The organism is Flavobacterium sp. 9, assembly GCF_002754195.1.
GTDB lineage: Bacteria > Bacteroidota > Bacteroidia > Flavobacteriales > Flavobacteriaceae > Flavobacterium.
This window is the reverse complement of record NZ_PEEU01000001.1, coordinates 2,704,450-2,731,158: the sequence shown is the minus strand read 5'-3', so window position 1 is coordinate 2,731,158 and position 26,709 is coordinate 2,704,450. Positions and strand designations below refer to the sequence as shown.

The window sequence follows — 26,709 nt, the reverse complement described above, 5'->3', positions numbered from 1 at the left end:
ACGGAAAGCTTTAAGTTTTAAATCTGCCAATTAATTTTAATCAGCTCAAATCTGTTAAAATCCGCGTCATCTGCGTGCCATTTTAAACACCATAAAATGGAAGTTTTCTGTTTTTTAAGGTCTTTGAATTTGAAGTCCGTATCTTTGCAGCTCTAATTTTAGAATTCAGATTGCAGATTTTAGTTTTTAAATCATGCAATCTACGATCTAAAATCTAAAATCATAAATAAAATGTCCAGAGATACAATACTAAAAGAGCGATGGGAAAAGCTCGTCGATATACTATCTAATCAGTTTTCGCAAGGCGAAGATTTAGATTTAGATGCCATAATTTACCTAATTGGAGTGCAGGAACTTGGAAAAGTGCACCGCGAATTCAAAAAAGATGAAAAATTAAACCTGATGCACATCGCTATTTGTCGATTATTAGAACCTTACGGGTTTTATGAATTCGACTTTTTTGATGCCGAAGGTTGGCCACATTACAAAGTAAAAGAAGAATTGCCAGCATTGAAAGCAGGAGAACAATCGGTTTTGATGAAAGAAGCAATTGTGAATTACTTTTTAGAAAGAGAACTTATCGAGTAGGTTTTTAGTTTTGAATGTCAATTAAAGTGATAAAAAGAAATGTGTAGATATGCAATGGTCGCTTATAAGCCACATTATGCTTGTTTTAATTGTCGGAAAACATTTAAAAGAAAGCTTATAAACGATATAAAAAGAGGAGCAGAATCAGTTCAGGAAGCGAAATGTCCGGAATGCGAAGGTTTGATGGCAAACATGGGACTTGATTTTGAATCACCAAAAAAGGATGATTTAAAAAAATGGGAACATCTGAAAAGTTTATATTCTGTTGGGATTACTTTTCATTCTTGCGGTTGCAGCGGTCCGGGTTATATTCCTAATTCTAAAGAAAAACTAATTGAATATTTTGAGGGTTTAAAAACAAATTACCTTAAAAATATTGATTTTTGGCGAACCAGAATAGAACCAACAACCAAAGTGGAGCATGATAAAGACAGTCAAAGAAACTGGGGGAAATTAAATACTATTTCGGCAAACTTTAAAAAAGAGATTGTTAAGAATCAGGATGGAATAGATTTTTGGCTTAAAAAAGTACAGGAAATAGAAAGCAAAATAAGTCTGATAAAATAGTTGTGAAGGAATATCACACCTTGCAAAGGAAACTTTAAATTTTAGACTTTAAACTTGAAACAAATTATGTAAATTTGTATTCTCAATTATTGAAGGAAAATGATAGATAAGATAAAACAACATATAGAGGAAGCTAAAGCCTTTAATGATAAAAACAAAGAATCCTTAGAACAATTCCGTATTAAATATTTAGGTAGTAAGGGTTTGTTGAAAGAACTTTTTACAGAGTTCAAAAACATTCCGAACGACCAGAAAAAAGATTTTGGACAAGTAATTAATACTTTAAAAACAGTTGCCGAAGAAAAAGTTAGACTTATTCAGGAAGAACTGGAAAGCAAAGAAGAAATTAAAGGAGTTTTTGGTGATTTAACTCGTTCAGCAGAACCGGTAATTATTGGTTCTCGTCATCCGATTTCGATCGTTAAAAATCAAATTATAGATATTTTTGCCAACATTGGTTTCAACGTTTCCGAAGGTCCGGAAATCGAAGACGATTGGCATAATTTTACCGCATTGAACCTACCGGAATACCATCCGGCGCGTGATATGCAGGATACATTTTTCATTCAGACAAATCCTGATGTGTTGTTGCGTACGCATACATCATCAGTTCAGGTGCGTTACATGGAAAATCACAAACCGCCAATTCGTACTATTTCTCCGGGACGTGTATTTCGTAACGAAGCAATTTCGTCACGTTCGCACTGTATTTTCCATCAAGTGGAAGGATTGTACATTGACAAAGACGTTTCGTTTGCAGATTTAAAACAAACATTACTTTATTTTACAAAAGAAATGTTCGGAAAATCTAAGATTCGTTTACGTCCGTCATACTTTCCGTTTACAGAACCAAGTGCCGAAATTGATATTTATTGGGGTTTAAAAACCGAAACTGATTACCGTATCACAAAAGGAACCGGTTGGTTAGAAATTGGTGGTTGCGGAATGGTTGATCCAAACGTTCTTAAAAACTGCGACATCAATCCTGACGAATACAACGGTTTTGCCTTTGGAATGGGAGTAGAGCGTATCGCGATGTTACTATACCAAATTGGTGATATCCGTATGTTTTACGAAAATGATGTTCGTTTCTTAGAGCAATTTAAAGCAAATATTTAATTTTAGTCAAAAGTCAAAAGTCGAAAGTCTCAAAGTATGGGACTTTCGACTTTTGACTTTTAAACTTTTGACATATATGAAGAAAGATATAACAATCCCCGAAGTTGAAAACGTATTTCTTGCAGCAGTGCAGGAATGGAGCGACGATTTTATGGAAAAAGTGTGGTACGCTTATCTTGTAAACGATAGCGACTTTAATTTAGACAGTGTTATGGTAGTTTCAAAAGCTTTTGGAACTATTGATGGCGAAATGAAAAAAACATCTGTTTTACGTCACGCATTTGTTGAAGTTCCGGCAGTTTCTGTAGTAAAAATCGAAATGGTCGAGAAGAGTTTGTTGGCTTTGAACAATGAATTCATGGTAACATTCTTCATTGGAAATACTTTATACGACAAGAAATTCATCTTCAAATCAAACCTAATCAACGAAAACGATACTGAAGAAGTACCGATTTTGTTTGTAGAGGGAATTATGGTGAAGTAATTTTTTAGAAGAAAGAATAAAGAAAATAGATATTATAGAGTAAAGAGAATAGAATAAAGAAGAAAGAGCCAAGATCTAAATAATTAGTCTTGGCTCTTTTTATATTCTCAAAGTATAGAAGTCTATTTTCTTTACTCTATAATCTATTTTCTAAAAAAAATTAATCAAGAGACTCCGTAAGTTTTTTAAATACAGATTTGGCATCTTTTCCCTCATATAATACAGCGTAAACAGCATCAATAATAGGAGTTTTTGCGCCGTAACCCTGATTTAGTTTATAAGCACTTTTTGTTGCGTAATAACCTTCGGCAACCATACTCATTTCCATCATCGCACTTTTTACGGTGTAGCCTTTTCCAATCATGTTTCCGAACATTCTGTTTCTCGAGAATACCGAATATCCTGTAACTAATAAATCACCCAAATAAGCAGAATCATTGATGTTACGTTTCATCTTGTGAACCTTTCTAATGAATTTTTTCATTTCACGGATTCCGTTACTCATCATTACCGATTGAAAGTTATCTCCATAACCTAAACCGTGAGCAATTCCGGCTGCGATTGCATAAATATTTTTAAGCATTGCAGCATATTCAGTACCAATAATATCATCTGAAATCTTGGCTTTGATATAGTTTCCGGAAAGTGATTTGGCAACAACTCTGGCTTTATCAGGATCGCCACAAGCAATTGTTAAGTAAGAAAGTCGTTCAAGCGCTACTTCTTCAGCGTGACAAGGACCTGTAATAACACCAATATTGTAATATGGAATGTCATATTCTATATGAAAATGCTCCCCAACGATCAAACTGGTTTCAGGAACAATTCCTTTAATTGCAGAGAAAATAATTTTATCTGACAATGAAACCGTCAGATTCTTAAGTTCACCAGCAAGGAAAGCAGAAGGAATAGCAAAGATTACATAATCTGCATACTCAACAGCTTCATTTATATTATTGGTCAATTTAAGTTTGTTAGTGTCAAATTCGACTGAACTTAAATAGTTTGGATTGTGTTTGTATTTCTGAATGTGCTCGATTGCAGCATCGTTACGCATGTACCATGAAATTTCGGAAAGATTTACACATAGCATTTTTACAATTGCCGTTGCCCAGCTTCCTCCTCCAATAACTGCAAATTTTAAATTTTCACTCATTATTTTAATAATTTAAAACAAAAGTACTTAATAATGTAGTAATAATACAAAATCTCATTTAAGAAATTTACAAAACCCCTTTAATTTCAATGGTTTTCAAGGAGTTTTAAAATAATAAAAAAATAATTTACTATTTATATAATAATATTTGCACTATTACGTTGTAACTGATTATAAATTAGAATTTTAAATGAGTTTAATAAGAATTGAGTTAGTTAGTTTTGTTTTAGTATTTTAAAAAGGCGTTCCTAAATAACTTAAGAACGCCTTTTTTGATTTTAATATTTTAGTGACAGTTTTCAACCTTAGTATTTAAGGCGAGACCGAAAATTTTAAACTAGTAGCTTAGTTCAACAATTGATTTTACTTTGTCTAAAGTTACCAATTGGTTTTCTCCAAGACCTTTCCAGCCTCTTTCGTCGAAACGTTTCACGATAAAATTGGCAGTTTTAGAATAATCATCTGTGTATTGCGAAAGTTTAGTATCCATTCCCATAGTATGGAAAAATTCTACTGTTTTGTTGATCGCTTCTTTTGCAACTTCATCATCAGAACCCGTTAGGTTGAAAATTCTTCTTCCGTATTGTGCTAGTTTTCCTTTTTTAGTTTCAAACATCACATTATACAAACTTGGTCCGATAATCGCCAAAGTTCTGGCGTGATCAATTCCGTATAAAGCCGTTAATTCGTGACCAATCATGTGCGTTGCCCAATCAGATGGAACACCTTTTTGAATCAATCCGTTTAAAGCCATTGTACAACTCCACATAAAATTTGAAGCCAAAGCATAATCTGTTGGGTTTTCAACAACGCTTGGACCAACTTCGATTAAAGTCTGTAAAATCCCTTCGGCAATTCTATCTTGTAAATAACCTTCGTGCGGATATGTTAAATATTGTTCCATTACGTGTGTGTAAGCATCAACAACACCGTTTTGCAATTGTCTTTTCGGTAAAGAAGCAATTACAGTTGGATCACAAATAGAGAATTTTGGGAATAATGCGCTTCCGCCAAAAGCCAGTTTTTCCTGAGTTGCTTTAATCGTAACTACAGAACCCGAATTCATTTCGCTTCCTGTTGCAGGCAAAGTCAAAACAGTTCCAAAAGGCACCGCATTTTCTTTAATCAACATACGTTTTTGTAAAATATCAATCGGATTTCCGTCAAAGTTTACTGCTGCCGAAATAAATTTCACACCATCAATTACAGATCCTCCACCAACGGCAAGAATGAAATCAATTTTTTCTGCCTTGATAACTTCAACCGCTTTCATCAATGTTTCAAAATGCGGATTTGGTTCAATTCCACCAAATTCTACAATATCAAAACCTTTTAAGTTGTTGATTACTTGTTCGTGTACTCCATTTTTAAAAATACTTCCGCCGCCATATGCCAATAAAATTTTAGCATCTTTTGGTACTAAAGTCGAAAGTTTTTCAATTTGTCCTTTTCCGAAGATTAAATTCGTCGGATTGTATAATTCAAAGTTTAGCATTTTTTTTAAAGTTTCTGAGATACTAAGTTGCTAAGGTTCTAAGGTTTTTTCCTTGGAATTTATTCAGCAAGCTTAGTATCAATGTTTATTTTTTTATTAATTAGCAAATAAGAGATTGAGTTTTTAAGTTCCTAAGAGAAAACCTTAGAACCTTAGCGACTCAGAGCCTTAGATCCTTATTTAGTCAATTTTTCTAATAATTTCCCTGCTACTAATTTAGAAGAAGCTGGATTTTGACCCGTAATCAAAAGTCCGTCTTCAACAGCATATGGCTGCCAGTTTGCAATTTTAGAAAATTTAGCGCCATTTTGAGTCAAAGCATCTTCCAATAAAAACGGAACAACTTTAGTTAATCCTACAGCTTCTTCTTCTTCATTTGTAAATCCGGTTACTTTTTTGCCTTTCACCAAAAATTCACCGTTAACTTTTACATTTTTTAGAACCGCCGGAGCGTGACAAACAAAAGCTACCGGTTTTTTGTGCGTGTAGAAAGATTCGATCAAAGCGATAGAACTTTTATCTTCGACTAAATCCCAAAGTGGTCCGTGACCTCCAGGATAGAAAACAGCATCATAATCTTTTTGATTAATAGTAGAAAGTTTATGTGTGTTTTTTAATTTTTCCTGTAAAACTTTATCAGCATCAAAACGTTTTGTGTCTTCTGTTGCTGATGATGGATCTGCACTTTTTGGATCAATTGGTGGCTGACCTCCAAGTGGCGACGCAATTGTAATTTCGATTCCTTTATCTAATAATTCATAATATGGTGCAGCAAATTCTTCTGACCAAAATCCTGTTTTCTCGCCTGTATTGCCCAGTTTATCGTTACTGGTAACAACAAATAATACTTTTTTCATACCTTTTTTTGTTGATTTTTGAGCTGTAGCTGATGTGCTAAAAGCTGCGAATGCTATAATCGTAAGTAATGCTATTTTTTTCATAAGTTTAAATTTTTGTCAAATTTACGGCTAAAGTGATATTTGTAAAAATAAAATAAACTATGTTTGTTATAAATATATTTATGTCATGGTAAATCTCGAATGGTACAGAACATTTAAAGCGGTTTATAAAAACGGAAATTTTTCTGTTGCCGCAAAAGAGTTATTTATGAGTCAACCTGCTGTAAGTCAGCAAATATCTATGTTGGAGGCTCATGTTGGAAATAAATTATTTAATCGAAAGTCAAAAGGCGTAGAACCAACCGAATACGCTAAGTTACTCAATAATTTGATTATTGATGCACTTGATCGACTGGAGAATGTTGAGAATACTTTTCGGGCGAAAGCCGAAGATGCAAACCGGTTAATATCGGTTGGTATTTCTAAAGATCTTTTTAATTGTGTTGGTAATTTGTTGATTGCTAAATTTGATTTGATCGATTTTACCTTTGCAGATAACGATGCTCTTTTTGCACTTGTCGATGCTAAGAAACTTGATTTTGCAATCACGACAAAAAGATTTGACACGTTTGATACCATTTATGAAATCGTCGGAAAAATTAAACTGATAATGGTTGCGCCAGTAAGTTTGGATGCAACAGATTTCCGTCAGAAGTTAAAAGCAGACAATTATACAGAAATCGAATTGTGGCTGAATGAGCAAAAGTGGTACAGTCACGACGCGAGAATTCCGCATATAAAACTATTCTGGTTGCATGCTTTTAATAAAAAACGTCCGGCGATGGTTCCTAATTATATTATTCCGTCAGAATCTGAAATGCTTAGAATGTTGGTGGATAATGAAGGTGTTGCGATAACCTGGAATTGTAACGCGAGAAAATATATTAAAGAGAACAGATTGCAATTGTTATGGAATAGTTTTCATGTACCAGAAGAGTTTGTTTATTTATTGAGCGCTAAAAACAATAATTTGAACTCGTTTTTTGATATTATTTCTAAAGAATTAAAATTGTTTTTTGGAAATAGATTGTAGTTTAAATCTATAATAAGAGGTAAAACACCTTTTAAAAACAGTAGAATTTTCTGCCATTTTGTTTTGACTTTATTTTTTAAAAGAATATTTTTGAGTGATAAACCACATAAAAACTATGATTATGAAAAAGATTGCGACAATTTTAATGCTTACCCTGGTGTTTTTTATGATTAATTCGTGTAGTAAACATGATGATGAAGCGATAGTAGATTGTTTTGGAGATTCGATTTTGACCGAATTAAAGCATTCTGCAGACGGAACTAATCCTAAGATAATTAATTATCATATAGAGTATGGCGGAAGTAATACTGTAACTTCTGTAAAATGGACTTTTGGCGACGGAACTCCGGCTCAAACTGTAAATAGTGCAACTGGAGCTGTAGCTCATACATACGCGGCAGCAGGAACATATGAAGTTAAAGCTGATGTGACTCTTTCGAAATCAGGAGGAAGTTGTACGGTGAGCCCAAAGAGAAGCGTTACCGTGAATTAAATAGAACAAATAAAGATTTTAATATTGAGAGTCAATTTTATAATTTATTACTTGGTGATAGATTATAAAATTGGCTCTTCTTCGTTATATTTGTTTGATATGATTTAGGATTATGGAAAATTTTCAAAATATTCGAATTGCTGTTGATGCCATTGTTTTTGGATATAAAAACAACAATTTGTACGTACTTTTAATTGAACAGCAATTTGGCTCTGCCGAAAAATATTGGGCTTTACCAGGCGGTTTAGTAAAAAACGATGAATCTCTAACAGATGCGGTTATAAGAGAATTGCATGAAGAAACTAATGTACAGTTGACTTTTATGGAACAGCTTTACACTTTTGGAGATGATATTTACAGAGATTCCAGAAACCGAGTAATTTCGGTTGCTTATTATGCTTTGGTCGATGCTTCAAATTTGGAAATAAAAGCGGATACTGATGCCGAAAAAGTACAATGGTTTAAAATTGATGAAATTCCACCTTTAGCATTCGATCATAATTTAATACTTGAAAAAGGAATCTCAAGATTAAAATCAAAACTTACGTACGAACCTATCGGATTTGATTTGCTTCCGGATGAATTTCTTTTTTCTGATCTTGAAAACCTCTATTGTACAATTTTGGAGAAAGAAATTGACCGACGAAACTTCAGAAAAAAAATCCTCAGTTACGGGTTTTTAGAAGAAACAGATCGTTTTTCTCCAATAAAAAGCGGTCGGCCAGCAAAGCTTTTTAAGTTTAATAGGTTGAAATACAATCAATTAATTAAAAATGGCTTTCACTTCGAAATAAAGTTTGCGTAAATTTTACACAAAATAAATTGTTTATTAAAAAGAATATTCTACATTTGCGTATAATTAACGCAAACTATAAAAATTATGATACTTAACCTAGACCCAAAATTCACTCCTGTAACTAATCAGGAAGAAATCAAATTTCAAAGTTTTACATTTTCTGGAGGAGAACCTCACATTAAAATCAATCCTGATTTTGATCACAATCAAAAAATAACAATCACACACCGATTAAATTCATTCAACGATTTAGGATTGTTGTGTATTACGGTAGATGCTTTACGCAGAATGGATGTTAAAGTAATTGATCTTTTTATCCCTTATTTTCCGGCAGCAAGACAAGATCGTGTTATGATCAAAGGCGAATCTCTTTCTGTAAAAGTGTATGCTGATATTATCAATGCGCTTCAATTGAATAAAGTTTTTGTTTTTGATGCACATTCTGAAGTTACTCCGGCTTTGGTAAATAATTGCGAGGTGATTCCGAATCATACTTTTATTGCAGAAGTTTTAAAAGTCGTTGGCGAAAATCTAAAATTAATTTCTCCAGATGGTGGAGCTTTGAAAAAAATCTACAAAGTTTCTGAGTTTTTAGGGGGAGTAGATGTTGTAGAATGCAGCAAAAGCCGTGATGTAAAAACCGGAAGATTATCTGGATTTAAAGTTTATGAAGATGATCTAAACGGAATCGATTGTTTAATCGTTGATGACATTTGCGATGGTGGAGGAACTTTTGTTGGATTGGCGGAAGAATTAAAAAAGAAAAATGCCGGAAAATTGTATTTGGCAGTAAGCCACGGAATTTTTAATAAAGGTTTTGAAGTTTTGAATTGTTTTGATAAAATATTTACAACCAATTCAGTAAAAGATTTCGAAGGTGAAAATGTCGAGGTAATTGGACTAGATCGATTATTGTAAAAATTAAAAAGTTTCAAGTTCTCTTAGTAACCTGAAACAAAAAAATTAGAAAAATGAAATATAACATAGATAATATAGCTCCGGAAAGTAAGTTTTTGCTTTTCTGGGGGCATCAGCCAAATAAAGACGGAAGTATTTCTAAAACCTGTTTTAGTCAATGGTGGTTAAGTTCTTTTGAAGTAGATAAAGTGACTTATAAAACTGCAGAACATTGGATGATGGCAAAGAAAGCCGAATTGTTTAAAGATGATGAAGTTTTGAAGAAAATCCTTTTGGCTAAATCTCCTGCCGAAGCCAAAAAGTTAGGAAGAGAAGTTAAGAATTATAATGAAACTCTTTGGTTAGCCGCTAGATTTGAAATTGTGAAAGAAGGTAATTTTCATAAATTCAGTCAGAATCCAGAGTTGAAAACTTTTCTACTAAATACAAACGACAGAGTTATTGTAGAAGCAAGTCCGGTTGATGCAATCTGGGGAATTGGTATGGCAAGTGATCATACAGATGTTTTGAATCCGAAGAAATGGAAAGGTTTGAATTTGCTAGGTTTTGCCTTGATGGAAGTTAGGGATGAATTGGAATAACTGAATTATGGAAACCAAAATTAAATCAGGCTTGTTTGGCTTAGCAGTTGGAGATGCTTTGGGTGTTCCGGTTGAGTTTTATTCGAGATTTGAGTTAAAAGAAAATCCTGTTTCTGAAATGATTGGTTTTGGAACACATCATCAACCTTTAGGAACCTGGAGCGATGATAGTTCTCTTGCTTTTTGTTTAGCGGAGAGCTTATGTAAAGGCTTTGATTTATTTGATATTGCCAGAAATTTTGTGAAATGGTATAGTGCAGAATTATGGACGCCACACGGACAAGTTTTTGATATAGGAATAGCGACCAGACATGCAATTCATAATATTGGGAAAGGATATGATCCGGAATTATGTGGTGGTTTTTACGAAGAAGATAACGGAAATGGTTCTTTGATGAGAATTTTGCCTTTAGCTTTTTATCTGCAAAATGAGAAAGATATTGAGGTTATTTATAAAAAAGTAAAGGCGGTATCGTCTATTACTCACGCACATTTTAGATCAGTATTTGCTTGTTTTGTTTATGTTGTTTATTGCTTAGAAATTTTAAATGGAAATGATAAGGTAGAAGCTTATAAAAAAATGCAGAATATTGTTTCTGATTTTTTAAGTGATAAGAAATTTAATCCTGTGGAAATTCAATTGTTTGATAGGGTTTTGCTTCATGATATTTCGACTTATCCAGAAATTAATATTCACTCATCAGGATATGTACTTGATAGTTTACAAGCTAGTTTTTGGTGTTTTTTGAATAGTAATTCTTATGAAGAAACTGTTTTGAAAGCGGTAAACTTAGGTGAAGATACAGATACAACTGGTGCAATTGCTGGAGGTTTAGCCGGTATTTATTACGGAATTGAAAATATTCCTGAAAAGTGGATTTCGGTATTAGCAAGAAAAAATGATATTGATGATTTGTGCGAACGATTGTCTTTAGAATTGAAAAATTAAAAATAATGAATGAAAAAATAGCAAAGAGCGTAAGCAAATTTCTGAGTTTAGTTTTAAGACATTCACCGGAAACCATCGGATTAAAATTAGACGAAAATGGTTGGGCAGATGTTGAAGAATTAATTGAAAAATGCAATAATAGAGGAAGTCAAAATCAAATGACTGCTGAACTTTTAGATTACGTTGTAGAAAATAATGATAAACAACGTTTTGCTTTTAATGAAGATAAAACGAAAATCAGAGCAAGTCAGGGACATTCGATTTCGGTAGAATTAAACCTGAATGAAGCAGAACCTTCGGAGTTTTTATATCATGGAACGGTTGCGAAATTTTTAGAAGACATCAAAAAAGAAGGTTTGCAAAAAATGAGTCGTCAACATGTTCATCTTTCCAAAGATCGTGAAACTGCGATTAAGGTAGGAGGAAGAAGAGGAGTTCCTCAAATTCTAACCGTAAGAAGTGGCGATATGTATAGAGATGGATTCAAATTTTATTTATCCGAAAACAATGTTTGGCTGACAGACGAGGTTCCTTCAAAATACATCGAGTTTAAATCTTAAATAGATTTACCATTCAAAATTAACAATCAAAAGCAATAATTATGATACTAGAAGCAGCAATAGGCGATGCATATGGTGCAGGTTTTGAATTTAGAGATTTAGATTTTATTATTCAAAATAACGATTTGACTCAATATCATAAACACGGACTTTATACGGAGATTTATAAAAGATATACAGACGATACTCAAATGGTAATTGCAATTTCGGAATTGTTATTAGAAGATGATAATTGGAACGAAATTAAAGTTGCAGATAAGTTTGTCGAAGTTTTTCAGAGAGATAAAAGAAGAGGATATTCAGACAGAGTTTACAATGCTTTGGACGCAAGTAAAAATGGAACAGATTTTATCAAAATAATCGATAATGGCAGCAACGGAAACGGTTCTGCAATGCGAGCGTATTCTATTGGATATTTGAAAGATATTAATCAGTTAATGGAGTTTTGCGAAATTCAGGCAAAAACTTCTCATCATACAATCGAAGGAATTAGCTGTGCGAAACGTATCGCTTTGGCGGTTCATTATTTTAAATATAATTTAGGCGATGGAACAACTTTGATTCCGTTTTTGAATGAAACTTTAAAGGAAAACGAAACCTACAGGATTACTTCTCCAATTGATATGCACGGATATCCAACGACGCAATCTGTTATTAAAATTGTTTCGGAAGCGACTTCTATGAGCGATTGTTTAAAAACAAGTATAGATTATGGCGGAGATACTGATACTGTCGCTGCTTTGTGTATGGCGATTTTAAGTCATAAACAAAATTGTGATAAAACGTTGCCTTTGTTTTTGTATGAAGGTTTAGAGAATGATAAATTCGGGAAAGATTTTCTGATAAAATTAGATACAGCTCTGGATAATAAGTTTAATTAATTCAAATGTATAATTATGCTAAACATTATTAATGATACACTGGAAATTTATACGATCGACAATTTTCTTACTGTTGATGAATGTAATGAGTTGATAGAGAAAAGCGAACAAATTGGCTTTGAAGAAGCTGGAGTAAATATTGACGGAGCACAGAAAATGATGAAAATGGTGCGTAATAACGAACGTATCATGTATCAGGATGATGAATATGCATCTTTCTTTTGGCAAAAACTGAAGCCTTATGTTAAGTCTGAAGTAGTAAATAGTACTGCTACGGGATTAAATCAAATGTTTAGGTTTTACAAGTATAATCCAGGTCAGCGTTTTAAAATGCACCGCGATGGAAGTTATAAACGAAGTGAGTCGGAATTTAGTTATTATACATTTCTCATTTATTTGAATGAAATATATGAGGGCGGAGAAACAAAATTTGCTTCGGGTGAAATTATTACGCCTAAAACAGGAACAGCGCTTATTTTTGAACATAGTCAGCGTCATGAAGGAACGGCTCTGATTTCGGGGATAAAGTATGTTTTAAGAAGTGATGTTATGTATAAACTTAAAGATTAGATTTAATTGATGAAACGAACTTTAGTTATTGGAGATATTCACGGAGGTTTACAAGCTTTAGTTCAATTGTTGGAGAGAGTTGAGATAACAGAAACTGACAAACTTATTTTTCTTGGCGATTATGTCGATGGATGGAGCGAATCAGTGCAAGTTGTTGATTTTTTAATCGGTTTATCTCAAAGACAAGATTGCATTTTTATAAGAGGAAATCATGATGTTTGGTGTCACGAATGGCTGATGAATGATGTAATAAATGATATTTGGTTTCTGCATGGAGGAAAATCAACTATCGAAAGTTATCAGAATATTGATCAGTTGTCTAAAGAAAAGCATCTTGAGTTTTTTGACAATATGAAAGATTATTTTGTAGATGAGGATAATAATTTGTTTATTCACGCAGGTTTTTCGTCTATGCATGGTCCGGAAAAAGAACATTACAAAACAAATTATTCCTGGGACAGAACACTTTGGGAAATGGCTTTGACAATGGACAAGAGAATTAAAAAAGATTCACTTTCCTACCCTAAAAGATTATTGCTTTATAATGAGATTTACATTGGTCACACGCCAACACTTAATTGTAATATTGATGTTCCAATGCAAGGTTGTAATGTTTGGAATATTGATACGGGAGCAGGTTTTTGCGGAAAATTAAGTTGTATTGATATAAAGACAAAAGCATTTTGGCAAAGTGAAATAGTGCAATCCTTTTATCCAAAAGAAAAAGGCAGAAACAAATAGAAGTATGAAAAGAGTTTACAAAGCACCGGAAACAATTCCTTTACAGAATGATTTCAAAACAATTTTTCTTGCAGGTTCTATCGAAATGGATAAAGCCGTAAACTGGCAGAAGAAATGTGAAGAATTGCTACAAGATGATTATATTATTTTTAACCCAAGAAGAAATGAATGGGATAGCAGTTGGTCACAAACGATAGAAAATAGCGATTTTAAGGAGCAGGTAAATTGGGAACTTGGCGTATTAGAAAATGCAGATATTGTTATCATGTATTTTGCCGAAGATACAATGTCGCCAATATCTTTGCTTGAGTTTGGACTTTATGCGCAATCAAATAAAATGAAAGTCGTTGTTGAAGAAAACTTTTGGCGTAAAGGCAATATTGATATTGTATGCGAAAGATATGCAATAGAACAGTTTAAAACATTGGAAGAGTTAATACAAAATTTACTTAAATAACAAAATATGAACCCATTATTATTAACCGACGGTTACAAAGTTGACCACAGAAGACAATATCCAGACAAAACCACATTAGTATATTCTAACTGGACACCAAGAAAATCAAGAATTGAAGGTCTTGATGAAGTAGTGTTTTTTGGATTGCAATATTTCATAAAAAAATATATTATTCATGATTTTGATGCTGATTTCTTCAAACAACCAAAAGAAGAAGTAGTTAAAAAATACGCAAGAAGAATCAATAATTATTTAGGCGAAAACCAAGTTGGTACAAAACATATCGAAGATCTTCATGATTTAGGGTATATCCCGATGGTTTTTAAAGCTTTGCCAGAAGGCGCGAGTGTACCTTTGAGAGTTCCAATGTTTACGATGTATAATACGCTTCCGGAATTTTTCTGGCTGACGAATTATTTCGAAACATTACTTTCTGCGGTGATTTGGCTGCCTTGTAATTCGGCTACAATTGCCAGAGAATATAGAAAAGTATTAGACAAATATGCTGATGAAACTTCTTCTGTTCCAGAATTTGTAGATTGGCAGGCGCACGATTTCTCTATGAGAGGAATGGGCGGAATAGAAGCGGCGATAACTTCTGCAGCTGGGCATTTATTGAGTTTTACAGGATCTGATACGATTCCGGTTATTGACTTTTTCGAAGATTATTACAATGCAAATTCTGATACTGAATTAATCGCAGGTTCTGTGGCAGCAACAGAGCATTCTGTAATGTGTATGGGAACTACTGAAGGTGAATGTGAAACTTTTAAAAGATTAGTTACGGAGGTTTATCCAAAAGGGATTGTTTCGATCGTTTCAGATACCTGGGATTTATGGAAAGTTCTAACCGATTATTTGCCACGTCTAAAAGAAGATATTGTTGCCAGAGAAGGTAAAGTAGTTATTCGTCCTGATAGTGGAGATCCGGTTGATATTATTTGTGGAAATCCAAACGGAAAAACACAAGAAGAGAAAAAAGGTGTAATTGAGCTTCTTTGGGATGTTTTTGGAGGTACAACTAATGCAAAAGGATATAAAGAGCTTATACCTCAAATAGGAGCTATTTACGGTGATAGTATTACTGTTGCGAGATCTATTCAAATTTGTGAAAGATTAAAAGCAAAAGGATTTGCTTCTACAAATGTTGTTCTTGGAATCGGTTCTTTTACGTATCAATACAATACAAGAGATACTTTTGGATTTGCTATGAAAGCGACTTACGGAGAAGTTGATGGCGAAGGAAGAGCAATTTTTAAAGATCCGATTACAGACGACGGAACTAAAAAATCTGCTAAAGGATTAATGAAAATTGATTTAGTTGACGGAATATATAATTTAACCGATAATGTTTCTTGGGAAGAAGAAAAACAAGGCGAATTGAAGGAAGTTTTCAGAGACGGAAAACTTTTAGTAAATCAATCTTTAAGTGATATCAGATCTCGAGTTAAAAGCGATATTAATGTTGAAGCATAATTATAATGAAAAGCCTGAATTGTAAAATTCAGGTTTTTTTTATTCTATTTTATATTCTGTAGGAATATCTCATTGGTAAAAAATAATATGAGCATTTTGCGTTGTGTCCTGTAGGGACACCTGCTTTTATGGGACTAAAATAGCTGGATCATTAATCAAACGTTCCTGTGGAACGTATAATCGTAATTCAATTTTAATTCTACCGAGCAGACATTCCTAATGGAATGATGTTTTTGTTAATCTTTATTTCTTATAAAAATTATTGTGGTCAATATATTCCCAAACTTTTGGAGGTAAAAGTGGTTGAATATTTTTGCCTTCTTTAATACTATTTCGAATAAAAGTTGAAGAAATCTCTACAATTGGCGCATCAATAACATGAACTTTTGGATGCGATTTTAATTCGATATTTTCCTCTTCATCAGAAATTCTTGGGTAAACATAAATATCATAATGATCTAAAAGTACTTCGTAGTTTTTCCATTTATGAAGCGTTTTCAAATTGTCTTCACCCATTATTAATGAAAAGTCATGAGTTGGATATTTTTCATGCAAATGAACCAACGTGTTTACGGTATAATTAGGCTGCGGTAATTTGAATTCAATATCCGAAGGTTTAATTTTTGGATAATCTTCTGTTGCCAGAAAAACCATTTCCAAACGTTGGTGATCGTCTAATAAAGTAGCTTTCTTTTTAAGCGGATTATGTGGCGTAACGACCATCCAAATTTGATCTAAATCGGCAAACTCAGCCATATGATTGGCAATGATTAAGTGGCCAACATGAATGGGATTATAAGTTCCGAAATAAAGGCCTATCTTCATAAAAGAGTTTTTTTCATAATTCAAATCGTAAGTATTACATTCAAATTAATCTATGGTATTTAAAAATAGCTTAGTAACGATTCTTTTTTGAAATTAAATTGTCAACTGAGAATTTACCACTTCCGGTAACCAAAAGAAGTACATAAAATAACAAATATAGAATTCCCATTTCTTTAACGTCGATTGGGTCAGCACCATGAATAACAAATACGGCGACTAACATTGTAATAATTAGTGGCAAAGTAGCTAATCTTGTGGCAAGACCAATAAAAATAAAGAAAGAACATAGTACTTCTGCAAAAACAGTAAGAGCTAAAGACGCTGTGTTTCCTACGCCAAGCGGATCTGGAAAATCAATTTTGCCTCCGGCTAAAATCATATTCAGTTTAGATAATCCGTGAGAAATCATTAATGTTGCAATAGCTATTCTAATGATAAGAATAATAATGCTCAGATAATTCTCGTTTCTTTTTATTTCAAATAAATTAATCATAATACAAATATTAATAGCGGTTTACATCAATGCTAACGGCTCTTATTGTAAAATAGTATTGGTTTATGAAGTTTCTAGTCTTTGTTTACAAAAGCTTTTACCAATTGATAGGCTTCTTCTTTGGCAGTATCCAAATCATAATTTTTGATGATTGTGTCAAATTGCGGGGCTGTCGCTAATTCAACAGAAGCTTTTGCGATACGCATGTTTATTTTGTCATCAGTTTCTGTAGAACGTTCTTTTAGTCGGCGTTTTAATTCATCAACACTTGGAGGTTTTACAAAAACAGCCAAAGTTTGATCCGGGAATTTATGTTTAATACGTAATCCACCGGCAACATCGATATCAAAAATCACGTTTTTTCCTAAAGCCCAGATGCGTTCGATTTCGGCTTTTAGAGTACCGTAAAAATTGTCGCGATAAACTTCTTCCCATTCCAGGAAATTCTCGGCTTTAATGTGTTTTTTGAATTCTTCTAACGAAATAAAATAATAATCTTTTCCGTGTTCTTCTTCTCCGCGTGGGTCGCGTGAAGCCGCTGAGATCGAAAATTCTAAGTTTAAATCTTCTTTCCCAAGTAAATGTCTTACTATAGTTGTTTTTCCCGATCCTGAAGGTGCTGAGAAAACAATTAATTTTCCTTTGTTCATTATTTATTCTTTAGGCTTTAAGCATTACGCTTTAAGCTTTAATTTGATGCTTTTATTCTTGCTTATAGCTTATAGCGTTTACAAAACATTCAAAACCTGTTCCTTAATCTTCTCCAATTCATCTTTCATCATTACAACCAACTTCTGCATTTGAGCATGATTTGATTTTGAACCCATTGTATTGATCTCGCGACCCATTTCCTGAGTTATAAAACCAAGTTTACGACCATTAGCCTCAGTACCTTTTATGGTTTCTAAGAAATAGTCTAAGTGATTTGTCAAACGAACTTTCTCTTCGGTAATATCTAGTTTCTCTAAATAATAAATTAGTTCTTGTTCAAAACGATTTTCATCAACATTAACTTGTAATTCCGAAATAGCAGTTTGCAAACGATCTTTTATAGCCTGAACACGTTCCGGATCAAGAGCCAAAGCGTCATTCATATATTGGCGGATATTTCCAATTCTTAAGTTGAATTCTTTTTCAAGAGATTCACCTTCGTCTTTTCTAAAAGTTAAGATGTTTTGAAGTGCTTCTTCAATTATAACCTGAATTTGTTCCCAATCGTTTTCATCGATTTCCTCACGTTCCGTTTTTAGCGTATCAGGCATACGAACGGCCATTTTCATTAATTCAGTTTCATCGGCATCAGGATAAACTTCTTTAAGCTGAGCGATATAGTTTTTTACAACAGGAACATTTACTTTAGTTGATGTTTGTTCAGAAGTACTTTCGATGTAAATTCCGAAATCAATTTTTCCTCTTTCAAGTTTCGTAGAGATTTGGGTTCTTAAACCTAATTCCATTTCGCGATAAAGCGACGGCATTCTTACGTTTAAATCTAAACCTTTACTATTTAAGGATTTTACTTCAACGGTAATTTTTTTTGTAGGCAATTGCAAAGAAGCTTTGCCAAACCCTGTCATAGATTGTATCATATAATTGAGTATAAAGGCGCAAAGATAAATAAAACTTTGCTGTGTTGCGCTGTAATTCGCTAATCTGTTTTATTCGGAACGACTTAAAAGTTTTTTGCCACGAATTTCACGAATTTACACAAATTTGAAACTTTTTAATTCGTGTAAATTCATGTTTAACTTTTAGAATTAGAACTAGAATTTTAATTTGGGCGTTCTCCGCCGCAGCGGACGGGCTATCCGCTTCAATCTTTTTTTGAGCAGAAAAAGCTCAAAAAAAGGATTTCCTCTTTTATCCCTAACGCAAACGCAGATTATTTTAGAGCTTTATGGTATTATTTCTCTAAAGCTTTTTGAACCTGCAAAGTCACAGGTTGTGTATTACCAATGTAGATTTTTTCATCAATGATAAAAACCGGACGGCTTATGAATGTATAATGCTCCAGAATATATTTTTTATAATCATCCTCAGTCAGGGATTTATTTTTTAAATCCATTGATTTGTATAACTGTGCTTTCTTGCTAAACAAAGCCTCATAACTTCCGGCAAGCTTGTACATTTCGTCAAGTTCAGCTTCTGTAATTGGGTTTTGTTTAATATCATGAAAAACCAGGTTATTGTCTTTTGGAAGACTTTTGATGATTTTTCGGCACGTATCGCAAGAAGCTAAGTAGTATATTTTGTTCATGATTTTTAAATTTAAGAGACTACAAAGAAAATTCATTTAAAACTGAAAAATGCCTAATTTTAGAAAAAAAAATAAAATTATGAATTCAGTTTTTGAAGTACAAAAAACCATTAGAGAAGTTCTTTTGAAGGTTTTAGACAACCATTCATTAGAACAATTGAACAAAATCCCACAAGGATTTACAAATAATTTAATTTGGAATATTGCACATTGTGTCGCTTCACAACAGGTTTTAATCTACAAGTTATCAGGTTTACCAATGTTGGTTTCAGAAGAATTTGTTGCCAAATACAGAAAAGGAACCAAACCCGAAGGTGATGTTTCACAAGCCGAAGTTGATGAAATCAGAGCATTGCTTTTGTCGACTTTAGATCAGGTTCAAAAAGATTTCGCTAATAATATCTTTGTTTCATACACCGAATATCCAACAAGTTTAGGTTTTATACTCAAAAATATTGACGGCGCTTTGAGCTTCAATAATTACCACGAAGGAATCCATACCGGAATTATAATGAGTATTAGAAAGTTTGTTTAATAGTATAAATAATAATATAGATTTAAAAAAACACGCGCTTTTAAGCGGGTGTTTTTTTTGTCTGAAAAGTATTTTGTCTAATGTTGATTTTGAAGATTTCGGCTAACTTTAGATTTGTAGAATTTCCATAAAACATCATAACATACTAATTCATGAATTCGATTATTAGAATAGTACAATCTGTTAAGGGACATATGGATAAAGCTTGAAATTAAATAAGTCACGTTGTTTTCGGGTGTTAATTCCTGCTTTGTAACTTTTAAAATTTTGTCTATATTCTTTTTTATTGCAGTATTTATTATAGAATTGTTTGTATCTAATAATTGCTTATAGATTGATTCTTTATGATTGTTGTAGACTTTTTCAATTTGTTTTTTATTGTCTTTGTTAATGTCAAACTCTTTGTAAAACGAATCTCTGAGTCTTTCCATAAAACTTAATTTTTGAGAATCAGATAATTCAAAATGAGTCAAATAAAGGTCTATTAGTTTTAAACTAAATATGGGTTTAGATTCCGAAATAATTTCAGTGTCCTCGTTTTTTGATCCAGCTAGAAAATTAGTTATTTCGATACTGTCATTAAAAAAAACTTCTTCTGCTAATTCCATTGTATTTAATCCATATCGTTCAATTTCTCTATCGTAACAATCTATTTGTAGCGACCAAACAGATTTTGATTCGATATACTCTTGCAATAGATTATTGAATTCATGTATGATGTGTCCGATGTTTTTTTTATCAGTAAGTTCAAGTCGGAATCTAATGTGATAATTTGGATCATTAAATCTTATAAAATACCATTTCTTAATGTAATTTTCCTTAATGAGCTTTTCTGTGAAAGGTTTAATGATTTCAGTTAATAAAACATCAGATACTTTGTAGCCACAATAAATTTTATAATATAGCCATTCGTCTCCTGGGAAAAAACGATTTTTTATTTTGTTACTCATTATGGTTAATTTGTGTGATTTTTATAAATTGAAAAGATTATCTGATTGGTGAAATTACTTTCTCCTCTTTTTACTATTTGATTTTCATCGAAGAATAGAAATTCTTCAAAAGTGATTTTGTCTTTTTTTAGAATGATGTCTAGCATCATGGCAAATGATCTACTGTTTTCAAGATCAACCATAAGTTCGTTATCTCCTTCGATTATATTTATATATCTAGGAATTTTCCATTCGGTTCTAAAGTTTTGTATGTCATTTTTTAATTGATTGAAAGGAACTTTCTTAAAGAACACGGAAATATCTTTTTGAGTAAAAATCCAATTTGCTTTTTTAAATATGATATTTTTATATTCTATTCTTGGTATATATTTGAAGATTTTTGAAAGATTATTCATATCTATAAATATTCCTGTTCTTTTACCTTGTGTTTGTAAATCAGACAAGAAATGATAAATTGGAGTACTATTATTGCTGAATACATGAGCGTTTATTAATCTAGGCAGAACGGTTTTGTTTTTAGAAATCGAACGAAGGATAATTTCGCCATATTGGCTGATCGATACTGCCAGGTCGCTAATAGGTATTTGATTATCAAGTTCCTTAATTGATTTGGAAAGATAGGGTATTTCGTAATCATAAAAACTTGATCTTGAGGCTATGTTTCCGGTTCTTGCTTCGAATAGATGACTAATGTCAGCTATAATAACATTTGGGTTGTTTTTTTTATCAACCTCGGTTATTTGTTTGCAAAGGTCATTAATCTCAGGATCGGCCAAAGAAAATCTTCCGGAGAGATTTGCTCCAGTTGAACTTCCGCCTCCATTTATGAATATCTTTTGTTTGTTGTCTGTAATTATAAATTCCGTAAGGAAAGACATTGTCTCTGAAAGATCATCCCATTTGTTATTACTTAGAGGTAATTCATTTTTATCCAAAACGATGCTTAAGCTATCTTTTTTATAGCACTCCAAGATCTTTTCATGCAGGTGTAAATCGATTTTATTTAGCCTTATGTCATCAGTTGCACTTTTTTTGTTTAATACAATGTGATTGATAAAGGATTCGTCTGGAAGAATATTATAATATGTGTTTTCTTTATATGAAATTCCTAAATCTGAATCTAAGGCTATTGATAGCGGGATTTCAGATTCTCCAAATTTTTCAATAAATTTTTTTTTAAAATTTTGTAAATAATAGTTCGTTGTATTAGGAGATAAATGATTTAATATCATAATTCCTTCTCTAATATCTTTTATAATTTTTTTATCTAGTGTATTTTTTTCGACTGCAATCTTTAAATCAGTTTGAAATAGATATTTTGGTTCAAATCTGGTATTGAGTTTAAGTAAAAGTGTGGCTATTTCATTATAATCAGAAATGTTGCTTTCAATATTTACATCTAATTTTTCGATTTTATAAGCAACCTCTTCAATTACACTTTTTATTTCATCTATATCTTCGATGTTGGCTATTATTGTTCGTAAATGGATAAAATAATCCAATCCTATTAGTATTGGTTCTAGCTCGCTTAGCAATAATTGGTTGTCTATTAATTGATTTATAAAATCTAAAGCTTCTTGATATTCAACATCTAAATATTTTTTTACAATCTGATGTGCAATTTCTGTGATTAAACATCCTTGTTTTGAAAAATTAAGTACAAAATCAATTATTTCTGATTTTTCGGCCGAAACAATTTCATGACTTCTTTTTAAACCGTAATATCTGTATTCAATATATCTTAATTCATTCTGGTATGAATATAAGGTTGAGTTTGTGTAAAAACGGACATTGTTTCTGATCTTCTCATTTTTAATTAAGTTAGAAGTTAAAGAAACTAAATAAAACATGTCAAGTTTTGTATATTTTTTATGCTTGCTAATATTGCTAATCAAAACGTTACTTTCATCTGAAAATTCGCCGAGTGAATATCCTGCGCAAAGGCCAAAAGGTGTACATCTCGAAGACATACGAGTTAGATATTTGAGAAGTGAGGTTTTTAATTTTTCAATTTTTTTGCTGTCGGTTATTTCGCCATCCAGCCATTTTTTTAAAATTTCATATAAACTGGGAGAAGATATAAAAATGGCTTCTTGGATCAAACTATCGCTGAATTTTTTCTTAAAAATAGAATCATCTTCGTTTATTTCATCTAAAAAAGAAGATAAGTCAGATATTGGATATAAAGGTGTTCTTAAAATATAGTTGGAAAATAATTTATAAGGGAAATGACTCATTATTTTTTATTGGTTAAATAGTATAAGTGGATTTGCAATAGTTGATTTTTACGTGTTTCTTTTAAATGAATTAATCATAAGAATAAACATTCTTCCCAATTAAGTTTTTTTGAACTGTAAATGTCTAATAAGGTTAGGCCGATACCTGATAAACCATTTAAAATAGTCAAATCAGAATCATTATTTATTGTAATGTTTTTTAGCCCCAGATCTAGCCAGTAATTGCTGGCTTTAAGGAAATCTTCTTTTTTTGTGGTTTTATATGCGTCTGAGAAAATTTTATAGGCTCCAAAGTAACCATGACAGAGACAATCTGTTTTTAGCAGAGATTTATCTAAAGTAGTTCGATGTAAGCCATGTTCTAAAATTTCGATCCCGACTGTTTTATAATTTTCCTTATGATTATAACGGACAGATGTGTTTAGTAAATTAATACCTATGCCAAGATCTCCTGAGCACCATGTAAGCGCACTTTGGTATTTTACAACTCCTTTTTGACTCAAAAAATTTGGAAAAAGTGATATACAGGAATTTGTGTCATCTTTATATTTTAATAAATATGCAAGATATTGATCTGATAATAATTGCGATTTTAAATTAAATTTTGGGATTGTAGAGATTTTATTAAGAATGAATATAATACTTGAAATCCCATGCGCTAAGCCAAAAATTACATTATTTTGGAAACTCATTTTTATATCAGACTTTTTTGAACCATTAGGATATATCTCTATTTCCGGAAGTAATTCTGATAAATATCCTAATACAAGCGTAATTGATTTTTCAATTTTTTCTAAGTCTTTAGAGTTGGTCAAAGCAGTATAGCGATCAATGGAATAATTGAGATATCCTATTGTACCGTGGAAAAAATCAAAATTGTTGTCTTTTACTGAAAAATCTATCCATTCATGATTATAATCGTCGATCTCATAAAGAACTTCACTATTATTATCATCTATCAATTTTTCTTTTATTAGATGGTTTATTACCCAGGCAAAACCAATTATTCCGTTACAGTAAGTTGGTTTTGTATATCCGTCATTGATTTTTAGGATACATTTTTCTAAGATAGTATTGCCAATGCTGCTTTCTTTATTAAAAGTTCTGGAGTAATGAAAATTAAACAGAGCCAAACCACATAAACCTGCCAGAACCCCAATTTCGTTTATTTTTTGAAAGTTAGACGTAATTTGATCATTAATTAAATGAATTTTTGACTCTATTAAGTCCATAAATTAAAGATTATTGAATAAAAAATCCAAAACTTTTCAGTTTTGGATTTTTATTTTATTATTGATTACAAAGAATTATGATAGCTTAGTATAACAATCTGTGTTAATAGTGAAAGTACAGCTAGTTATAGATGATGTGTCATTCCATCCTCCTCCGATAGTTTCAACCGTAACTGTAGTGATAGATGAATCTCCTCCAGCTTTTACGTTTTGTAATTCACCATTTTCTAATGGTTTAAGATTAAGGTTGTCAAGTTTCGAAATTGTAACTTTTGTTAACTTAAGATTAGTTTTCATAATTTTAATAATTTTTAGTGTATAGTATTACAAATATATTCGATAATACTATTCTTGCCAAGAAAATGTGTGGTTTTTTATGTTAAATTTTATGACTTTATCTTGTAGAAAATTAAACATTTTAGTAATATTATGTTTATTGGTTTTTCCTGTTGAAATACAGTTTTGCCAAAGTATTGCAAATTCTTCATCGGGAAATTTACTCCAATTACATTTGTCTCTAAATAACTCGTTAGTAAATAGTTTTTCAGTTTTTAGATCTGAAACTATTTCAAAATTTAAAAAATGGGAATAGAAATTCAAGCTTATTTTCATAAATGACATATAGGTATAGATGAAATAAGGAGAATCTTCTTCTAGAGTATCTAAGTAATTCTTATAGTTATATAAAAGATATATGTTTGATTTTAGAGATTCATCATCAATATCTCTTTTGATAAAGTCGCTTCCCTGATAGTGGTGAGCAAGTTTTTGTAATTCAGAAAGAATACCGTCTTTTTCAAAGATAATTTTACCCATGGAGATTGTAGTTGCTTCAAATCTACTATTCATGGAGAATTCTTTTTTAAATCTACTTTCTATAATGTTATGACTTCTTACCAAATATGAAAATTTGAATCCATCGATTTCCATTAACCCTTTAGTTGTTTTAAAGCCTTCAGTAACGAATATTCGAATATCAATATCCGAAGTTTTATGGTTCATCTCAATTGCATGACTTCCGGTTAAAAGTATTCCAACAACATCGTTATTATTGTGCCAACTTTCTAAAAATTTGTCAAGAGCTTCTTTCATTTATTTATATGCATATAATAATACTAAAGTAAAATAAAATTTAAAAAGATTGAAGAAAAAAGTAAAATAATTTCCTACTATTTCGATGTGTTCCAGATTTGAAAAAGTAAGTTTTCTGTGGAATGGTAAGTTGTTTAAAGTGTGAAGCGAAGTCTTCGGTAAATTAAGTAATGCACAAAAAAAATCCCGTCTTGAAACTTCAAGACGGGATTTTTTTATTCTACTATTGTTTCTATTGTCACTTTCATGGCACCGCTTCCTTTGCTTTTGGTGATTTCCATAAAGGCTCTTTTAGATAAATCAAGTTCTCTTGTTTTAACAAACGGACCACGATCGGTAACCTTTACGATTACAAATTTTCCGTTAGCTTCGTTTGTTACTTTTATTCTCGTTCCAAATGGAAGTTTTTTGTGTGCAGCGGTATATGCGCTGTTACTGAATCTGCTTCCGTTTGCTGTTTTTTTACCATTAAAACGATCAGCGTAGTAGGAGGCGTGTGCGTTTTTCTTGTATGGTTTTAGTTTTAAACCTTTGTCCGTAAAAACAGAATCTGTAGGTATTGCAATTAAGTTTGGTCTTACAGTTTTTACCGTATCCTGTTGAGGTGGTTTAGATTCTGTTACTGGTTTTGTCTGACTTATGACATAAGTAAAACAGCTTAAAAAGGTGATAGTAAGTGTTGTGAGTATAATATGTTTTTTATTTCTCATTTTTTATTTTTTTTCAGACTTGGGGAGTTTGTACAAATAATATGCCGAGATAAAAAAAGCCCTCGAATTTCAGGGCTTTAATTGGTTTTTTTTAGAACCATAGGTTCCACGGGATTCTACTTAATATAAGCAATAATCCTAATCCGTAAAAAATAGCAAAAGTTTTAAATTTAGCTTCGCTATTGATTAATTTTTTATGTTTTGACCATCCGATAGTTATCAAAATGATAGCAATAATATTAATAAGAGGGTGTTCTAATGATGTAAGTCTAAGTTCTGCATTAGACATTTGTCCAAAAGCTGCTTTTCCTAAAGGAGAAACAAAATAAAGGATTATACCAATCAATAATTGGGTATGTGTGCCTATTAAAGCAAAAAGGGCAATTTTGCGATCTTTAGCTGTAAACTCTTTTTTTGAAGTTAATCCGATGATTGAATTTACAACTGCAATTAATAAAAGTAATAAAGCTAAATAAGCCCAGCCCGAATGGAATTTTTGTAGAAAATGGTACATAAATTTTATTTTTTGTTAAAACAAATATAGCAAAAAAGGGTATAAAAAAACGGCATTAAACTAAAAGTCAATGCCGTTTTTATTATTTATTAAGATTCTAA

At 31.9% G+C, this 26,709-nt stretch carries 32 protein-coding genes; 17 read left to right on the top strand and 15 right to left on the bottom strand.

Going from position 1 to position 26,709, the window contains the following annotated elements; all coding sequences use genetic code 11:
* Positions 1-231: 231 nt before the first annotated feature.
* The 4 genes from CLU81_RS11265 (at position 232) to CLU81_RS11250 (ending at position 2,758) form a co-directional block, all read left to right on the top strand.
* Positions 232-588: a hypothetical protein gene (locus CLU81_RS11265; RefSeq protein WP_099709886.1), complete on the top strand. Its 357-nt coding sequence runs from the start codon at positions 232-234 to the stop codon at positions 586-588.
* 39 nt (positions 589-627) lie between these two features.
* Positions 628-1,155, top strand: coding sequence for a hypothetical protein (locus CLU81_RS11260; protein WP_099709885.1), 528 nt, complete (start codon positions 628-630; stop codon positions 1,153-1,155).
* 99 nt (positions 1,156-1,254) lie between these two features.
* A complete protein-coding gene (gene pheS, locus CLU81_RS11255) occupies positions 1,255-2,274 on the top strand; it encodes a phenylalanine--tRNA ligase subunit alpha (RefSeq protein WP_099709884.1) in 1,020 nt (339 codons plus the stop codon).
* A 76-nt stretch (positions 2,275-2,350) separates the two neighbouring features.
* On the top strand, positions 2,351-2,758 hold the full coding sequence (locus CLU81_RS11250; protein ID WP_099709883.1) for a hypothetical protein: 408 nt from the start codon (positions 2,351-2,353) through the stop codon (positions 2,756-2,758).
* A gap of 160 nt (positions 2,759-2,918) precedes the next feature.
* Here CLU81_RS11250 and CLU81_RS11245 read toward each other — a convergent pair whose 3' ends face one another.
* The 3 genes from CLU81_RS11245 to CLU81_RS11235 all read right to left on the bottom strand — a co-directional run bounded on the left by CLU81_RS11245 (position 2,919) and on the right by CLU81_RS11235 (position 6,350).
* Complete coding sequence (locus CLU81_RS11245) at positions 2,919-3,914, bottom strand: NAD(P)H-dependent glycerol-3-phosphate dehydrogenase (protein WP_099709882.1); 996 nt, start codon at positions 3,912-3,914, stop codon at positions 2,919-2,921.
* 337 nt (positions 3,915-4,251) lie between these two features.
* Positions 4,252-5,409: an iron-containing alcohol dehydrogenase gene (locus tag CLU81_RS11240; RefSeq protein ID WP_099709881.1), complete on the bottom strand. Its 1,158-nt coding sequence runs from the start codon at positions 5,407-5,409 to the stop codon at positions 4,252-4,254.
* A gap of 176 nt (positions 5,410-5,585) precedes the next feature.
* The gene (locus CLU81_RS11235; protein ID WP_199174560.1) at positions 5,586-6,350 is read right to left on the bottom strand and encodes a type 1 glutamine amidotransferase domain-containing protein; all 765 of its coding nucleotides are present in this window, start codon (positions 6,348-6,350) and stop codon (positions 5,586-5,588) included.
* Between the two features lie 85 nt (positions 6,351-6,435).
* On the opposite strand from CLU81_RS11235, the gene CLU81_RS11230 reads away from it, so the two are divergent.
* The 12 genes from CLU81_RS11230 to CLU81_RS11175 all read left to right on the top strand — a co-directional run bounded on the left by CLU81_RS11230 (position 6,436) and on the right by CLU81_RS11175 (position 15,763).
* On the top strand, positions 6,436-7,341 hold the full coding sequence (locus tag CLU81_RS11230; protein ID WP_099709880.1) for a LysR family transcriptional regulator: 906 nt from the start codon (positions 6,436-6,438) through the stop codon (positions 7,339-7,341).
* A 121-nt stretch (positions 7,342-7,462) separates the two neighbouring features.
* A complete protein-coding gene (locus CLU81_RS11225) occupies positions 7,463-7,834 on the top strand; it encodes a PKD domain-containing protein (RefSeq protein WP_099712729.1) in 372 nt (123 codons plus the stop codon).
* A 112-nt stretch (positions 7,835-7,946) separates the two neighbouring features.
* On the top strand, positions 7,947-8,639 hold the full coding sequence (locus tag CLU81_RS11220; protein ID WP_099709879.1) for an NUDIX domain-containing protein: 693 nt from the start codon (positions 7,947-7,949) through the stop codon (positions 8,637-8,639).
* A gap of 75 nt (positions 8,640-8,714) precedes the next feature.
* Complete coding sequence (gene prs / locus CLU81_RS11215) at positions 8,715-9,548, top strand: ribose-phosphate diphosphokinase (protein ID WP_099709878.1); 834 nt, start codon at positions 8,715-8,717, stop codon at positions 9,546-9,548.
* A gap of 53 nt (positions 9,549-9,601) precedes the next feature.
* Positions 9,602-10,129 carry an NADAR family protein gene (locus CLU81_RS11210; RefSeq protein WP_099709877.1) on the top strand — a complete coding sequence of 176 codons (528 nt, stop codon included), beginning with the start codon at positions 9,602-9,604 and terminating at the stop codon, positions 10,127-10,129.
* A 7-nt stretch (positions 10,130-10,136) separates the two neighbouring features.
* Positions 10,137-11,078 carry an ADP-ribosylglycohydrolase family protein gene (locus tag CLU81_RS11205; protein WP_099709876.1) on the top strand — a complete coding sequence of 314 codons (942 nt, stop codon included), beginning with the start codon at positions 10,137-10,139 and terminating at the stop codon, positions 11,076-11,078.
* 5 nt (positions 11,079-11,083) lie between these two features.
* Entirely contained in the window at positions 11,084-11,638 is a 555-nt protein-coding gene (locus tag CLU81_RS11200) for an RNA 2'-phosphotransferase (protein ID WP_099709875.1), read from the top strand.
* Positions 11,639-11,679: 41 nt separating this feature from the next.
* Positions 11,680-12,519, top strand: coding sequence for an ADP-ribosylglycohydrolase family protein (locus tag CLU81_RS11195; RefSeq protein ID WP_099709874.1), 840 nt, complete (start codon positions 11,680-11,682; stop codon positions 12,517-12,519).
* A 15-nt stretch (positions 12,520-12,534) separates the two neighbouring features.
* Positions 12,535-13,089 carry a 2OG-Fe(II) oxygenase gene (locus tag CLU81_RS11190; RefSeq protein WP_099709873.1) on the top strand — a complete coding sequence of 185 codons (555 nt, stop codon included), beginning with the start codon at positions 12,535-12,537 and terminating at the stop codon, positions 13,087-13,089.
* Between the two features lie 9 nt (positions 13,090-13,098).
* Positions 13,099-13,830: a metallophosphoesterase family protein gene (locus CLU81_RS11185; RefSeq protein ID WP_099709872.1), complete on the top strand. Its 732-nt coding sequence runs from the start codon at positions 13,099-13,101 to the stop codon at positions 13,828-13,830.
* 4 nt (positions 13,831-13,834) lie between these two features.
* Positions 13,835-14,287: a nucleoside 2-deoxyribosyltransferase domain-containing protein gene (locus tag CLU81_RS11180; protein ID WP_099709871.1), complete on the top strand. Its 453-nt coding sequence runs from the start codon at positions 13,835-13,837 to the stop codon at positions 14,285-14,287.
* A 6-nt stretch (positions 14,288-14,293) separates the two neighbouring features.
* On the top strand, positions 14,294-15,763 hold the full coding sequence (locus CLU81_RS11175; protein ID WP_099709870.1) for a nicotinate phosphoribosyltransferase: 1,470 nt from the start codon (positions 14,294-14,296) through the stop codon (positions 15,761-15,763).
* Between the two features lie 243 nt (positions 15,764-16,006).
* Here the strand turns inward: CLU81_RS11175 and nadD are convergent, their stop codons facing one another.
* The 5 genes from nadD to CLU81_RS11150 all read right to left on the bottom strand — a co-directional run bounded on the left by nadD (position 16,007) and on the right by CLU81_RS11150 (position 19,338).
* A complete protein-coding gene (gene nadD / locus CLU81_RS11170) occupies positions 16,007-16,588 on the bottom strand; it encodes a nicotinate (nicotinamide) nucleotide adenylyltransferase (protein ID WP_099709869.1) in 582 nt (193 codons plus the stop codon).
* 70 nt (positions 16,589-16,658) lie between these two features.
* Positions 16,659-17,081, bottom strand: a complete 423-nt coding sequence (locus tag CLU81_RS11165; RefSeq protein WP_099709868.1) for a DoxX family protein — start codon at positions 17,079-17,081, stop codon at positions 16,659-16,661.
* Positions 17,082-17,155: 74 nt separating this feature from the next.
* The gene (gene gmk / locus CLU81_RS11160) at positions 17,156-17,731 is read right to left on the bottom strand and encodes a guanylate kinase (protein ID WP_099709867.1); all 576 of its coding nucleotides are present in this window, start codon (positions 17,729-17,731) and stop codon (positions 17,156-17,158) included.
* 78 nt (positions 17,732-17,809) lie between these two features.
* Entirely contained in the window at positions 17,810-18,670 is an 861-nt protein-coding gene (locus CLU81_RS11155) for a YicC/YloC family endoribonuclease (protein ID WP_089352238.1), read from the bottom strand.
* Positions 18,671-18,984: 314 nt separating this feature from the next.
* Positions 18,985-19,338 (bottom strand): arsenate reductase family protein, encoded by a 354-nt coding sequence (locus tag CLU81_RS11150; RefSeq protein WP_099709866.1) that lies wholly within the window; start codon positions 19,336-19,338, stop codon positions 18,985-18,987.
* A gap of 79 nt (positions 19,339-19,417) precedes the next feature.
* On the opposite strand from CLU81_RS11150, the gene CLU81_RS11145 reads away from it, so the two are divergent.
* Positions 19,418-19,873 carry a DinB family protein gene (locus tag CLU81_RS11145; RefSeq protein ID WP_099712728.1) on the top strand — a complete coding sequence of 152 codons (456 nt, stop codon included), beginning with the start codon at positions 19,418-19,420 and terminating at the stop codon, positions 19,871-19,873.
* Between the two features lie 77 nt (positions 19,874-19,950).
* Here the strand turns inward: CLU81_RS11145 and CLU81_RS11140 are convergent, their stop codons facing one another.
* The 7 genes from CLU81_RS11140 to CLU81_RS11110 all read right to left on the bottom strand — a co-directional run bounded on the left by CLU81_RS11140 (position 19,951) and on the right by CLU81_RS11110 (position 26,608).
* Positions 19,951-20,823 carry a thiopeptide-type bacteriocin biosynthesis protein gene (locus tag CLU81_RS11140; protein ID WP_099709865.1) on the bottom strand — a complete coding sequence of 291 codons (873 nt, stop codon included), beginning with the start codon at positions 20,821-20,823 and terminating at the stop codon, positions 19,951-19,953.
* 5 nt (positions 20,824-20,828) lie between these two features.
* Positions 20,829-23,060: a lantibiotic dehydratase family protein gene (locus CLU81_RS11135; protein WP_099709864.1), complete on the bottom strand. Its 2,232-nt coding sequence runs from the start codon at positions 23,058-23,060 to the stop codon at positions 20,829-20,831.
* Between the two features lie 74 nt (positions 23,061-23,134).
* A complete protein-coding gene (locus tag CLU81_RS11130) occupies positions 23,135-24,292 on the bottom strand; it encodes a lanthionine synthetase LanC family protein (protein WP_099709863.1) in 1,158 nt (385 codons plus the stop codon).
* Between the two features lie 75 nt (positions 24,293-24,367).
* Positions 24,368-24,589, bottom strand: coding sequence for a hypothetical protein (locus CLU81_RS11125; protein ID WP_099709862.1), 222 nt, complete (start codon positions 24,587-24,589; stop codon positions 24,368-24,370).
* Positions 24,590-24,637: 48 nt separating this feature from the next.
* A complete protein-coding gene (locus tag CLU81_RS11120) occupies positions 24,638-25,384 on the bottom strand; it encodes a nucleotidyltransferase domain-containing protein (protein WP_099709861.1) in 747 nt (248 codons plus the stop codon).
* Between the two features lie 215 nt (positions 25,385-25,599).
* Positions 25,600-26,094, bottom strand: coding sequence for a septal ring lytic transglycosylase RlpA family protein (locus CLU81_RS11115; RefSeq protein ID WP_099709860.1), 495 nt, complete (start codon positions 26,092-26,094; stop codon positions 25,600-25,602).
* 91 nt (positions 26,095-26,185) lie between these two features.
* Positions 26,186-26,608: a hypothetical protein gene (locus CLU81_RS11110; RefSeq protein WP_099709859.1), complete on the bottom strand. Its 423-nt coding sequence runs from the start codon at positions 26,606-26,608 to the stop codon at positions 26,186-26,188.
* Positions 26,609-26,709: the final 101 nt, after the last annotated feature.